Genomic DNA, 12,722 nt, shown 5'->3' with positions numbered 1-12,722 from the left:
CCGTGTTTGATTTTGACACTGATCCTTTCCCCGTACAACATAATTCAGGTTAAGCCATGCCTCTTCATCCCCGGAACAAAATTCGCGACCGTTTGCTCGACGATGTTTATGCTTCAACCGACTTGTCGGTGAGTATGCCCAAGTATCGTTTCCCGAAAATAGAGCAGGATCCCCGGCATGTGTATCAAGTGGTTCACGATGAACTGATGCTCGACGGGAATTCACGCCAGAACCTGGCGACATTCTGCCAAACCTGGGTTGAAGACGAGGTGCATCGTCTTATGGACGAATGCATCGATAAAAACATGATCGACAAGGATGAGTACCCGCAAACGGCCGAAATAGAGGCCCGCTGTGTGCACATGCTGGCTGATTTATGGCATTCCCCTGCGGCGGAGAATACGTTGGGTTGCTCCACAACCGGTTCGTCTGAAGCGGCAATGCTGGGAGGGCTCGCGTTGAAATGGCAATGGCGCAAGAAAATGCAGGCGCAAGGAAAGCCAACCGACAAGCCGAACCTTATTTGTGGTCCAGTGCAAATATGCTGGCATAAGTTTGCACGTTATTTCGATGTTGAGCTTCGGGAAGTGCCGTTGGAGGGAGACCGTTTGATTTTGTCTCCGGAAGAGGTGATAAAGCGCGTTGATGAAAACACGATTGGGGTCGTGCCTACGCTGGGCGTCACATTTACCTGCGATTACGAGCCGGTTGAAGCCATTAGCCAGGCGCTGGATCAATTGCAGGCGCAAACCGGGCTCGATATTCCCATGCACGTTGATGGGGCCAGCGGTGGTTTTCTGGCGCCTTTTTGCGCGCCCGAGCTGAAATGGGATTTCCGTTTGCCCCGCGTGCACTCCATTAATGCTTCGGGCCATAAGTTCGGTCTGTCGCCACTGGGAGTGGGCTGGATCGTATGGCGTGATGCAGAAAGCTTACCTCGGGAGTTGATTTTCGACGTTAACTACCTGGGCGGCAATATGCCTACTTTTGCGCTGAATTTTTCACGCCCCGGCGGGCAAATCGTGGCGCAGTATTACAACTTCTTGCGTCTTGGTGTCGAGGGATACCGCAAGATTCAAACGGCGTGTTATGAAGCCGCGCAGTATCTGGCGCAGGAAATCGACAAGCTGGGGCCTTTCAAAGTGCTGTTCGACGGCGACATGAAGCGCGGCTTGCCGGCTGTGTGCTGGACACTGAAAGACGATGCGCAGTCGCGTGGTTATACCTTGTACGACTTCGCCGATCGGCTGCGCAGTCGCGGCTGGCAGGTGCCGGCGTATTCCATGCCGGCGAACAGAACCGATTTGGTGATACAGCGGGTGCTGGTGCGGCACGGGGTCAGCCGTGATTTGGTTAGTCTTTTGGTCGATGATATGAAACGCAGTCTTGAGTATTTCGAGAAGCACCCAGTTGACGTACCGATGAGTGCGGGTGAGGCGGGCGGCTTTCATCATTAAACTTAGCGTCTGAAAATTTGGTGGTTCTTCGAGTGAGTTTTTGAGCATATGGATGGCCTGGTTGACAATCGTTTCGAGCGCGAATGGGAGGCGCTTCATGAAGGGGTTGAGCCTGTCGTTGAGTACGTGACGGCTGAACAGGTGGCGCACCACGCGTCATTATTGGCCGATCACTTTTATCAAACTATGCTCGATGATGTTGAGGCGGGCCAGTTTCTGACTCACGATAAAGTCAAACAACGTTTGCATCGCTCAATGATGCAATGGCTGATTGATTTGAATGCAGCCAAAACGCCTGCCGAAATTCATGCTTTATACACACATCAACGTAAGATTGGCGCGATTCATGCGCGTCTCGATATTCCGGTATCGGTTGTGTTGAAAGGCGCGCGTTGCCTTAAAAGTCGCTACGCTGCGTTGGTGGATAACGCCGTCGATATCGCGCAACAACAGCGACATTTTTCGATACGGTTGTTTTGTTCCCGTGTTGATCTGGCCATGGAGGTGATGAGCGAAGCGTATACCTTGAATGTTGAACGTCAGGCCAAGTCCTGCGAAGCATATCGTTTGTTTTCAATTACTGAAAATTTGTCGACCGAGAAAGAGAAACAAAAGGCCGCGCTATTGAACTGGGAAAGTGAGGCGATGTTTCAGGCGGCGTTGGGCGGCCTAACCGACACCCGCTTGCCGCGAATTCGGGAATCGGAGTTTGGCCTGTGGTTCAGGCACAAAGGGTCGCACGCCTTTCAGGGCGTGACCGAGTGTGCAGTAATAGAGCAGGTTATTGAAGAGGTTGATACTGTTTGTTTGCAGCGCATTGAACGTAGCGCACATGATCTGTCGTTGCGGGCTGAGCAATTGCGTGTGCTTAAAACACATGCACAGAATTTGTTGCTGCAGCTGTCAAGCTTGTTTGAAAAGAGCCTGGAGCTTGAGTCGGGTAAAGATGTTCTCACTCATTTGTTAAACCGAAAATTTCTGCCAACGGTGTTGTCTCGCGAGATCGACCTGTGTCGCAATCAAGGGCGGGAATTTGCTGTTGTGTCGGTTGATATTGACTACTTTAAACGTATTAATGACCGTTATGGTCATGAAGCGGGTGATGTGGTTGTGCAGCAGGTGGCCGCCCTTTTGCAGAAACAATGTCGCGGCGGAGACTTTCTGTTCAGAATGGGGGGTGAAGAGTTTCTGGTGCTTTTGGTTGATGTGGGGCGGCACCAGGCGTTGGAGCTCAGTGAGGCCCTTCGCGTAGCCGTAGAGACGCATCAGTTTGAGTTGCCTCAAACTGATGCGTTGAAGTTAACCGTGAGTATCGGGTGTGCAGTGTATTCGGGCCATCCCGATTACAGCTATCTGCTGCGCGAAGCCGATAACGCTTTGTATGAGGCTAAAGAAGCCGGCCGTAATCGGGTGTGTATGGCTTGAGTACGTTGGTTCTTATCGGGCCACAAAATCAAAATAAGTTTCTGGGAAAGGTTCGTTTTCCAGGGTGAAATGCCACCACTCCTGTTGCAGCGGCATGAAACCGTGCTCCATCATGATTCTTCTTAACAACAACCGGTTCGCGCGTTGTTGGGCTGTTATGCCGGCATAGTCGGGCCAGGATTCCTTGCCAAGAAAGTCTATGCGTGTGCCCATGTCCAGTGGCGTTCCGGTGTTCAGGTCGCATAGGGTCAGGTCGACCGTGCTGCCGCGGCTGTGTCCTGATTTAGCGGCAATATAGCCTTCTTTGAATAGGTCGGGCTTGGAAACATCGGGGTAATAATTTTCGCGCATTTTATTGTCATCGGTGCGAGACCAGGCAATGAAATCGTCGACTGCGCGTTGGGGGCGATAGGCATCGTAAACCAATAAACCGAGCCCAAAAGGTTTCAGGCTATCTTGTGCTTGCTTTAACGCTTGTGCAGCCGATTTGGTGAGGACGGCGCGCGCGTCCTCATATCCGTTAACCGGGCGCCCCAGAAAGTTATCGCTGCCGGTGTACATCAAGTTGATCTTGATCTCTGGAATGGCTACTTCCAGATAAGTGAAACCGGCAGGTAATGCGTTGGCGATAGCGTAGGTGGGAAACAAGCTGCTCATTGCGAGTATTAAACCAAATAGCCAGGAATGGAAACGTGTGCGCATAACAAACCCGATATGTTGAAATACAAAACGCCGCTGAAGGCGGCGCTGCAAGGGTGGGAAGGCAGCTTCCCACCCATCGGCGAAAGGTCAGCTTAAAACTTATAGGTGGCTGAGGCAACAATACTGCGGCGCGCGCCATACCAGCAGTCACCGCGCGACAGGCATGTACTGACGTAAACCTTGTCGAAAATATTGTTGGCATTCAGTGCCAGGCGCCAATCGGGTGTTTCGTAGGCGATCATGGCATCGACCAGGGTTACGCTGGGCGTGCGGGGTGCGTTGCCGTCGGTGAAGGCGCCGAACCAACGTACCCCGGCACCGGCGGAAAGCCCATTTTGCTCTTCACCGGTAATTTGGTATTTGCCCCACAAGGCCGCCTGATGGCGCGGCAATGCTTCCAGTTGTTCGTCGACATCGGTGTAGTTGTAGTTGGCCAGCACATTAAGCTTGCGGGTCACTTTCGCTTTCACTTCAATTTCAAAACCACGGTTGGTTGTTTTGCCGGCTTGAATGTTTTGAGTCGGGTTGGCCGGGTCACTGACCAGGCGATTTTCTTCTTTCAGGTTGTAGACCGCCGTGTTGACAAGAATGTTGCCGTCGAACGACTCGTATTTCAAGCCGGCTTCAATTTGTTTGCCACGCAACGGTACATAGGGAGAGCCGGCCGAGGTGCGGCCTAACACCGGAGTGAATGATTCGCTGTAACTGACATAGGGCGAAACGCCATTTTCGAAGGCGTACATGATGCCGAAGCGATTGGTCCACGCGGTGGATGTTTGATCCTGCCCGCCATCGGGCGCGTTAGTGGAGCGGTCGTAACGCAGGCCCGCTACGAAAATCCAGTTCTGATAGCGCATCTGATCTTGCACGTAGAAACCGATATCGCGTTGGCGAATGGTGGGAAGCTCAGAGAACGAGGGTGGGGTGTAGGCGGGATAAACCGGATTATAGGCGTCGATCAGCGGTACGGTGCCACCGTTGTAGTTCGGCGCATCATAAGCTGAGCGCTCTTCTTCACGACCGTAGGTGGCGTCAAAGCCTAGTAAAACGTGGTGTTTCAGCGCGCCGGTGTCAAACTTGCCTTCCAGGTGCTGGTCGGCCGAGGCCATGAACACATTCTTGATGGAGCCATAGGCAATGCGCCCCAGCATGCGTTTGTTGATCGGGTCGCCGGCCCAGCCGCCGGGCAGTGTGAAGCTGTCGCCATAGAGCGAGCGGTAATCCACTTCATTCTTCGAGAAGCGGGTGTTTTGACGAACAGTCCAGTTATCGTTGAACTTGTGTTCGAACTCCCAGCCAATGGCACGGCGCTTCGAGTTATAGCGATCCCAGTCGGGGTCACCAATGAAGCGGTTGGTGGGTAGTTGGCCGTTTGGATTGTAGGTAGCCACCCCTTCCCAAGGGAAGAACTGGGAGGTTGAGCCTGATTTATCTTCCTGTAATAGCGCCAGCAGGGTGAGCGAGGTTGAGGCGCTGGGCCGCCAGGTTAATGACGGTGCCAGTACCCAACGGTCGTCCCGCACGTAATCGACTTGCGTGTTGGACTTGCGCTTGAGTGCAACCAGACGATACAGCCACTTTCCGTCTTCATCGATTGCACCGGTTAGGTCTGCCTGTATTTGACGGCGGTTATGCGAACCATAGGAAATGCCAATTTCGTGATGTGCCTCTTCCTGTGGCCGTTTGCTAACCATATTAATGACGCCGGCTGTGCTGCCCTGGCCATACAGCATGGATGACGGGCCCCGCAAGACCTCGACGCGTTCGAGCGTGTAGGGTTCTGTGCGGGTTGTACTGGTGTAGTAGTTATAGTTGGTGCGCAGGCCGTCCAGATAAATGGAGGGCGAGGCGCCGCGAATACGGAAATTGTCGGAGCGTGAGTCGACGCCGTATGCTTCGGTGCGTACCCCGGCCGCATAGTTCAGCGCGTCTTGAAGGCTTTGTGCACCCGTGTCTTCAATTTGCTCTTGTGTGACAACGGTGACCGATTGCGGCGTTTCAATAAGAGGTGTGTCTGTTTTGGTTGCGCTGATTGAACGGGTGGCAATATAGCCGTCGACCGGGCCCAAGGGTGATTGAGCATCCTGGCCTTGAACAACAATGGGTGTCAGCGTACGTGTTTGGGTGACGGCGTTGTTGGTTGTTTGGGCCCAGGCGGTTGAGCCGAGGCTGAGCAGCGCGAGTGTAAAGGCGGAAAGGCGGCACACAGAGGCCTTATCTGCGCAGTAGTGCGAAGAGGACATGGAAAACTCCCTGAGTTGTATGTGACTGTTTTTGTGAGCGAGCCCGGATGCAGTTTTATTGGCGTCGGTGCTGGATGGTTCGGGTTTTGTTTCTGGGGAAAATCCAGAAACCTGCGCCAACCAGCAGAGGTATCGCCATTGCGATCCAGCTAAACACATTCCAGATGCCGCTTCCCAATAGTGCGGAAAGCAGGCCGAAACAGGTAAGAATTCCCAACAAAACAGGGGTGCGCCAGACATGGACACGAGGGCGCGGTTGTGTGGAGGAGAGGGGCTGGGATGACATCATGACCTCGTTGCTGAATAGGCGGGGGTAAGCGTATCGGCAATTTGTCTGATGCGGGCATCATTGGTTTTGCGTCGTGCAACCCACAAGTACAAGCCGCTTACCAGCACCACAATGGTGATCAGGTCGAGTAAAGTCCAGATGATTTTGAGTGGTAGCCCGCCGTAATCGCCAAAGTGCAAGGGGCGGGATAGCTCCAGCATGACCAGATACCAAGGGGGTTCAGCAATGGCGGTTACTTCAGCCGTTGTCGCGTCGACTAATACGGGTGTGAATAAATGGGATGTAAGGGGTGTTGATCCTTTCATCCAGAATACGTAATGATGCGGCGTGGCGAACATATTGCCGGGATGGCTAAAACTGGTTGCTTCGCTATCGGGCAAAGCCTGGGTGGCCGCCGCCATGGCGGCGTCGGCTGATACATATTCCGCCGGGGGCGTTTTGTTCTGGTAGGGCGCTATTAGTGCGGCGACTTCTGTGGACTGCCAATAGCGGAACATGGGCGTAGCCAGCTCATTGATTACGCCCGTTACCCCCACAACCGTCACCCAGACGACGGTGACAATACCCAAAAGGTTGTGCAGATCGAGCCATTTGATTCGGCGTGACCGATCGGCGCGAACGGAACCAAACTCGAGTTTCTTCATGAAGCGGCCGTAAAGCACAACGCCCGATACGGTGGCAAGTACAAACAACAGCCCCATGAAACCCAGGAAAAGTTGACCCGGCAGACCCGCAAACAAGTCGACGTGCAGGGCGTACATGACGCCCATGAATGTGAATTGCTCTTCAAATACGCTGGGCCCGTCGTAGAGCAGTTCCGCGGTATGGGCGTCGAAACGCATGTAATGATGGCTTTTCGCGTCGGAGGCCGTTGCGGGGTCGGCCATGCCGACCCAGACTACGGGTTCGTGATCATCAACGTAGGTATATTGCAGTGCTTCGCCGGGGTACAGTGCCTTGGCATTGGCGTGAATGGCATCCATGGCGGCGCGGGGGGTGCCTTCGGGAACGACGGTGTGAGGCTTGCCGTCTTCGAAAGCATGTTCAATTTCCTCATGAAATATCAGCGGTAGCCCAGTCAGGCAGATGAGGAGCAGGAAAATGGTACAGACGAGGCTGGACCACTTATGCAGCCAATACCAGGTTTTAAGCGACGCGGCAGTTGTCATGGAAAACCTATGTTGAAAGGGGGAGTTCAGTTTACTAATACAACTGAGAACCATTCTTATTTTAATTCATCTGTCATAAATCGTCAATCCAAGTGAGGCCTGTTTACAATGTCCGGCATATAACAAAAGGAGAACACGCATGCAGCTTATTATTTCGGCCGGCGTCATCCTGCTGATCGTCATGTGGGGGATCATTGCGCCGCAATCCCTCGGGAGCATTTTCGACGAGCTTCTTGGTTTTATAACGGTTACGTTTGGCTGGCTTTATTTGTGGATTGTTTTGGGGCTGGTGGTCGTAGCCGGTTTGTTGGCGTTCAGTCGTTACGGCGATTTAAAACTGGGGGCCGAAGACGAAGATCCGGAGTTTTCTCTTCATAGCTGGTTCGCCATGTTGTTCGCGGCGGGAATGGGCATCGGTCTTGTCTTTTGGGGGGTGGCGGAACCCATTTCCCATTATGGCTCGCCGCCTCCTGGGTTTATAGCCGAAACGCCGGCGGCTGCATCGGCGGCGATGCGTTACAGCTTTTTCCATTGGGGGCTGCACCCCTGGGCTGTATATAGCGTGGTGGCATTGGCCATTGCCTTTTTTTGTTTCCGCCGCGATAAACCAGCGCTGGTCAGTGTGGCCACCAGTTCTTTGCCATGGTCGTGGGCACCTCACTTGGGTTTGGCGGTGAATGTGCTGGCCATTATTGCAACGGCTTTTGGGGTAGCGGCCTCGCTGGGTATTGGGGCGCTGCAAATTAATAGTGGGCTGCACTATGTGTTGGGCGTACCCATTAGCGTAACGTCCCAGGTTTTGATTATTGTGGTCACAACCATTTTGTTTTTAACCTCTGCCGTTACAGGGGTGACACGCGGCATTAAATGGTTGTCCAACATTAATTTGATTCTGGCTTTTCTTTTAATGGTCACGGTTTTTCTGCTTGGGCCAACCGTTTCGTTAATCGATACCTTTACGACCACCCTGGGCAGTTACGCCAGCGAGTTTGTGCGCATGAGTTTACGAACGACCCCGTTCATGGACGATAGCTGGATCGGTGGCTGGACCATCTTTTACTGGGCCTGGTGGATAGCCTGGTCGCCGTTTGTTGGTTTGTTTATTGCGCGGGTTTCGCGGGGTCGGACGATTCGTGAATTTGTGCTTGGTACGGTTTTGGCGCCCACATTGGCGGGTTTTCTGTGGTTTTCAGTTTTCGGCGGTACGGCGCTGCACATGCAAATCTGGGATGCCGTACCGTTGGCCGATGCGGTCAAGGCCGACGTGTCCACGGCGTTGTTTGTGATGTTCGATGCCATGCCGTTAGGTACGTTAATGTCCATTGTCGCTACCGTTCTGGTACTGGTGTTTTTCGTGACCTCGGGCGATTCCGCCACACTGGTATTAGGCATGATGAGCACTGGGGGCGAACCTAATCCACACGCCCGTGTAAAAATTATTTGGGGTGTTCTGGTGGCGGGTATTGCAATTAGTTTGTTATTGGCCGGCGGCATTCAGGCGGTACAAACGGCCACGATTGTATTTGCGCTTCCGTTTACGTTAGTTATTGTGCTGATGGTGGTCGCGCTCTGGAGGGGGGTGAAACAGGATTATCGCGAGGAGCGCCGCCGCGAGCGTGAATTGCGTCGCAAGTTGCGGTATTTGGCTGATCGTGAAGATGGGCAAGCGGCTTCTACGCCGCCATCGCCTTAATGCATGGCAGTGGGCAAACAGGAAACAAGTATGAACAGCATGAAGATAATGAAACCCGTAAAGTGGATGCTTTCGTTAAGTGCAGCGTTTCTGGTTGCGCCTTCTGTTTCGGCGGTGGTTCTGACGGAAGGGTCACAGCATTCCGTTGAGCTGTACGGTTCATTGCGCATGCAGTTGGAGTCTGTGCATCCCGGAAATAGTGGGCCATGGGGTTCCTATGTGGGGTTGCGCGACGCCTACACGCGTGTCGGCTTGAAAGGCGAGTACCGTTTTAATGAAGATACCGCTGTGTTCGGCCAGTTTGAGTTGCCGTTCGACACTGCCAATTTCCGTATCAGCGACCCCTATGATCAGGGCGGGGCGGGGCGCGATCATCGCCAGCGTATCCGTATTGCCCAAATCGGCGTGCGCACAACGGCGGGTACTTTAATTGCCGGCCAGCAATGGATGCCTTATTACAACGCCGTTGCCGCTCCGGTTGATCAGTTCAGCAGTTACTACAGCGGTTTTGCCACGTACACCGCGTTTCGGATTCCAGACACGATTTCGTACTACAGTCCGGCCGTTTACGGTTTCACCCTTTCGGGCAGCTACACGTCGGCTGCGGGTAATCGTCGCTCAACTTCGCGTATCGATGACCGCCGCATGCAGGCGGCTTTATCGTATGTTTTGGGCGACACGCGTTTGGCGGTTGGGTTTGACGATCGTGGTGATACCGGGCTGGGGAAGGACCGAGTGTATGGTGTTTCAGCCAGCCACCAGGCCGGCCCGTGGTATTTTGCCGCCAAGTACGAGATATTCGACACAAATAATCATACGCCCGGTGCTTTCTCGCGTGATGGCAATAAAGCGGTTAATTTGTTTGCCAGTTACAACACGGGCCCGTATACATTCAAAGCGATGTTTGCCAAAGTGCAGAACTACGGCGACAACATTGTGCATTTGGGTGTCGACTATCAATACGATAAAAACCTGAAATTCTTTGCCGAGTTTTATCGTGAAGGGTCAACCGCTTCTATTGTCGAAAAGCGCGGGGGCCTGGCTGATTTAACCTCGGCCAGCCAGGGTGGACGCGTCTTTTTGGTGGGTCTTCGTTTCGATTTCTAAGCCAGGTTTTTTACCTGGCCTTCCAGGTTGTTTTTCAGACCCGGCTCCAGCTTTAATTGTCTCGCCAGTTCATCCAGATAGGCGCGCTCCATAAAGCTTTGGTCATCAATAACCAGCAAGCTGGCCAGGTACATTTCAGCGGCCATTTCGGGCGTTGCCGCCTGCCGGGCAACGGCTGCCGGGTCGGCCGGTTTTTGCAGCTCAGAATGAAACCAGGCTTGATCTTGCGCGCTGCCCAACCGGGTGACCTCTGCTTCCAAGAGTGTGCGTTCTGAATCACCGATATGGCCATCGGCTTTGGCTGCGCCGATCATGGCGGCCAGTACTGCCTGGCTATGTGTTTCAGTGTCTTTTTCCGACCAGCCGAGTGCGGCACTTGAAGTTTGAGCAGCTTGAGCACCGGCCATTGGCGTGGGTTGCGCTGACGCGGACGCGTTGTTGGTTGAGCGTTGCGTTTGCCAGTCTTGATAAGCCTTGAGAGCGACCGCGCCCAACGCCGCCGCTGCGCCGTAGGTGGCGACTTTACCGCCCATTTTTCTGAATTTTTTGTTGCCTAGCAGAAGCCCCAGTGCGCCGCCGGTTAACGCACCGCCGCCAAATCCGCCTAGCCCGGTTTTGCGGCCCAGGTCGTTCAATTGAGTGCCGGCGGATTGCCCGGCCTGCTGCCCGGAGGAAAGCATTTGCTGAAGTAGATTTTGTATGGACATTGGATATTTCCCACCGCGTATTGAACCAAATTGGGTCAATAATAGCAGGGCTTGGCGTCAATTTTTGCCGGCTTGTGGGAAGGTGATTTCAGCTGCTGGAAAGGTGATCGGGTGTATTATCAGCGCACTGATCATGTTGGAGGCTGTTCATGTCCGCAAAACCCAGGCTTTTTAACCCTAATCTCGTGCTGTTGATTGTTTGCCAGGGCTTGTTTTTTACGAATAACGTGACCTTTATCGGTATTAACGGCTTGGTGGGGATGAATTTGGCGACGGTCCCCTGGATGGCGACGTTGCCCATCATGGGCTACGTCATTGGCGGCGCGTTGTCGACGGCGTTGGTTGCCAGAACCCAGAGTCGCCATGGTCGTAAAAGATCTTTTCAGTTGGGCTTGGTCGTTGCTGTGTTGTCGTCCTTGCTGTGCGCATTCGCGGTATGGATTGAAAGTTTTTGGTTACTGGTATTGGCCACACTGATTGCGGGCTACTACAGCGCTAACGGACAGCTATATCGTTTTGCGGCAACCGAAGTTGTTGACGCCGGCCTACGTGAAAAAGCGATTTCCTGGGTGCTGGCCGGTGGGCTGATTGGCGCTATTGTGGGGCCGGCTTTGGCGCAGCACACGAAAGACGTGGCGGCGTACCCGTTTATGGGGGCTTATTTGGCTTTGGCGGTGCTGGGCGTTTTGGGCATGGCCGTGATGCATTTCATCCGCTTTCCTGATGATGCAAGAACGGAAGCGCCCAAATCGAGTGGTCGTGATTTAAAGGAAATTGCCCGCCAACCTGTCTTCATTGTGGCGGCTTTGGGCGCCGGTATCGGCTATGGCATCATGAACCTGTTAATGGCGGCCACCCCGTTGGCAATGGAGGTTGATGGTTTTCCGTTCTCAGACACCGCGACGGTGTTGCAATGGCACGTTATCGGCATGTTTGCCCCAGGCTTTATTACCGGTTCGCTCATAAAGCGTTACGGTACATTGCAGATCATGCTGGCAGGGTTGGTGTTGAACATGGCATGCATTTTCATTGCCCTGTCGGGTAACACCTACGAGCATTATTTAATTTCTCTGTTTTTGTTGGGCGTGGGCTGGAATTTCCTGTTTACCGGCTCCACCAATTTGGCCACCCAGGCGCATACCCCGCAAGAGCGCGACAAAGCACAGGGGGCCATTAATTTTGTGGTGTTTTTTGTCATGGCCGTGTCGTCGTTCAGTTCCGGTGCGCTGGTAACGACGCAAGGCTGGTGGTGGTTGAATATCGGGTCACTGGTTCCCGCAGTGATTGTGGGCGTCGCGCTTTTGGTTCTGTACTTTCGTCGCGCCCGTTCGAGCGCGGCGTGAAGAGTAATGATCCGTTTCGGTGAGTTCTACGTTGTTACTCAAGATTAAAAACAAGCACGCTTGATGTTGCGGAAACATAAAGGCGCCCATCCTGATCAGTGAGTTTTGCTTCTGAAAAAATAACGCGTTTGCCACTGCTTGTAACAATACCTTCCGCCCGCAGCAAACCCGTATCCTTGTTAATTGGCCGATGATACGAAACTTTCAAGTCAATGGTGGAAACGGATTTGCCTGCTGGAATCTTGCTCATCGATGCATAGCCGCAGGCAAAATCCATCATGGTGGCTGAAAAACCGCCATGTATGAAGTAGTTTGGGTTATATAAATGTTTATCGGGCGTGGCCTCGAATACCGCGCGGCCGTCTTCGGCCTCAACCATTTTAATATCCAGTGTTTTCGCGATTGGGCAGCGTAGGTCCTGATCCAGCATAATCTGCAGTTGTTCCAGGCCGTTTAGATGCAGACCCAGTTCGTGTGTCATTGTCATTGCATTTTCCATTTGTTACGTCGTATGTTGAAACAGAAACCGATTCTAGCGAAATTGGTGAAAATGGGTTGAAGGGCAACGTTAGCAGGTGTAGCTTTGT

At 53.2% G+C, this 12,722-nt stretch carries 11 protein-coding genes; 5 read left to right on the top strand and 6 right to left on the bottom strand.

Going from position 1 to position 12,722, the window contains the following annotated elements; genetic code table 11:
• Positions 1-56 precede the first annotated feature (56 nt).
• The gene (gad, locus tag CJO09_RS05870) at positions 57-1,457 is read left to right on the top strand and encodes a glutamate decarboxylase (protein ID WP_119441539.1); all 1,401 of its coding nucleotides are present in this window, start codon (positions 57-59) and stop codon (positions 1,455-1,457) included.
• A 48-nt stretch (positions 1,458-1,505) separates the two neighbouring features.
• Entirely contained in the window at positions 1,506-2,882 is a 1,377-nt protein-coding gene (locus CJO09_RS05865; RefSeq protein WP_119441538.1) for a GGDEF domain-containing protein, read from the top strand.
• A 12-nt stretch (positions 2,883-2,894) separates the two neighbouring features.
• Here CJO09_RS05865 and CJO09_RS05860 read toward each other — a convergent pair whose 3' ends face one another.
• The 4 genes from CJO09_RS05860 to CJO09_RS05845 all read right to left on the bottom strand — a co-directional run bounded on the left by CJO09_RS05860 (position 2,895) and on the right by CJO09_RS05845 (position 7,285).
• Positions 2,895-3,584 (bottom strand): M15 family metallopeptidase, encoded by a 690-nt coding sequence (locus CJO09_RS05860; protein ID WP_119441537.1) that lies wholly within the window; start codon positions 3,582-3,584, stop codon positions 2,895-2,897.
• A 92-nt stretch (positions 3,585-3,676) separates the two neighbouring features.
• Complete coding sequence (locus tag CJO09_RS05855; protein ID WP_119441536.1) at positions 3,677-5,827, bottom strand: TonB-dependent siderophore receptor; 2,151 nt, start codon at positions 5,825-5,827, stop codon at positions 3,677-3,679.
• Positions 5,828-5,882: 55 nt separating this feature from the next.
• Positions 5,883-6,116: a hypothetical protein gene (locus CJO09_RS05850; protein WP_245961242.1), complete on the bottom strand. Its 234-nt coding sequence runs from the start codon at positions 6,114-6,116 to the stop codon at positions 5,883-5,885.
• The gene (locus CJO09_RS05845) at positions 6,113-7,285 is read right to left on the bottom strand and encodes a PepSY-associated TM helix domain-containing protein (RefSeq protein ID WP_119441534.1); all 1,173 of its coding nucleotides are present in this window, start codon (positions 7,283-7,285) and stop codon (positions 6,113-6,115) included. Before CJO09_RS05845 ends, CJO09_RS05850 begins: the two co-directional genes overlap by 4 nt.
• A 139-nt stretch (positions 7,286-7,424) precedes the next feature.
• On the opposite strand from CJO09_RS05845, the gene CJO09_RS05840 reads away from it, so the two are divergent.
• The gene (locus tag CJO09_RS05840) at positions 7,425-8,978 is read left to right on the top strand and encodes a BCCT family transporter (RefSeq protein ID WP_119441533.1); all 1,554 of its coding nucleotides are present in this window, start codon (positions 7,425-7,427) and stop codon (positions 8,976-8,978) included.
• A 30-nt stretch (positions 8,979-9,008) separates the two neighbouring features.
• Positions 9,009-10,085: a porin gene (locus CJO09_RS05835; RefSeq protein ID WP_218961032.1), complete on the top strand. Its 1,077-nt coding sequence runs from the start codon at positions 9,009-9,011 to the stop codon at positions 10,083-10,085.
• Here CJO09_RS05835 and CJO09_RS05830 read toward each other — a convergent pair.
• Positions 10,082-10,792: a tellurite resistance TerB family protein gene (locus CJO09_RS05830; protein WP_119441532.1), complete on the bottom strand. Its 711-nt coding sequence runs from the start codon at positions 10,790-10,792 to the stop codon at positions 10,082-10,084. The two genes, CJO09_RS05835 and CJO09_RS05830, sit on opposite strands and share 4 nt — an antisense overlap.
• Positions 10,793-10,941: 149 nt before the next feature.
• Between CJO09_RS05830 and CJO09_RS05825 the strand changes: the two genes are divergently transcribed.
• Positions 10,942-12,135: an MFS transporter gene (locus tag CJO09_RS05825; protein ID WP_119441531.1), complete on the top strand. Its 1,194-nt coding sequence runs from the start codon at positions 10,942-10,944 to the stop codon at positions 12,133-12,135.
• Positions 12,136-12,169: 34 nt separating this feature from the next.
• Here the strand turns inward: CJO09_RS05825 and CJO09_RS05820 are convergent, their stop codons facing one another.
• A complete protein-coding gene (locus CJO09_RS05820) occupies positions 12,170-12,622 on the bottom strand; it encodes a PaaI family thioesterase (RefSeq protein ID WP_119441530.1) in 453 nt (150 codons plus the stop codon).
• Positions 12,623-12,722: the final 100 nt, after the last annotated feature.

The organism is Neopusillimonas maritima, from assembly GCF_003576595.1.
Taxonomy (GTDB): Bacteria; Pseudomonadota; Gammaproteobacteria; order Burkholderiales; family Burkholderiaceae_B; genus Neopusillimonas; species Neopusillimonas maritima.
This window is presented reverse-complemented; position numbering and strand designations above follow the sequence as displayed.

What these genes read in the sequence shown, in the direction of transcription:
- CJO09_RS05845 (WP_119441534.1), bottom strand. Translation starts at nt 7,285, where the DNA reads ATGACAACTGCCGCGTCGCTTAAAACCTGGTATTGGCTGCATAAGTGG.
- CJO09_RS05830 (WP_119441532.1), bottom strand. Translation starts at nt 10,792, where the DNA reads ATGTCCATACAAAATCTACTTCAGCAAATGCTTTCCTCCGGGCAGCAG.
- CJO09_RS05860 (WP_119441537.1), bottom strand. Translation starts at nt 3,584, where the DNA reads ATGCGCACACGTTTCCATTCCTGGCTATTTGGTTTAATACTCGCAATG.
- gad (WP_119441539.1), top strand. Translation starts at nt 57, where the DNA reads ATGCCTCTTCATCCCCGGAACAAAATTCGCGACCGTTTGCTCGACGAT.
- CJO09_RS05850 (WP_245961242.1), bottom strand. Translation starts at nt 6,116, where the DNA reads ATGATGTCATCCCAGCCCCTCTCCTCCACACAACCGCGCCCTCGTGTC.
- CJO09_RS05835 (WP_218961032.1), top strand. Translation starts at nt 9,009, where the DNA reads ATGAACAGCATGAAGATAATGAAACCCGTAAAGTGGATGCTTTCGTTA.
- CJO09_RS05825 (WP_119441531.1), top strand. Translation starts at nt 10,942, where the DNA reads ATGTCCGCAAAACCCAGGCTTTTTAACCCTAATCTCGTGCTGTTGATT.
- CJO09_RS05865 (WP_119441538.1), top strand. Translation starts at nt 1,506, where the DNA reads ATGGATGGCCTGGTTGACAATCGTTTCGAGCGCGAATGGGAGGCGCTT.
- CJO09_RS05855 (WP_119441536.1), bottom strand. Translation starts at nt 5,827, where the DNA reads ATGTCCTCTTCGCACTACTGCGCAGATAAGGCCTCTGTGTGCCGCCTT.
- CJO09_RS05840 (WP_119441533.1), top strand. Translation starts at nt 7,425, where the DNA reads ATGCAGCTTATTATTTCGGCCGGCGTCATCCTGCTGATCGTCATGTGG.
- CJO09_RS05820 (WP_119441530.1), bottom strand. Translation starts at nt 12,622, where the DNA reads ATGACAATGACACACGAACTGGGTCTGCATCTAAACGGCCTGGAACAA.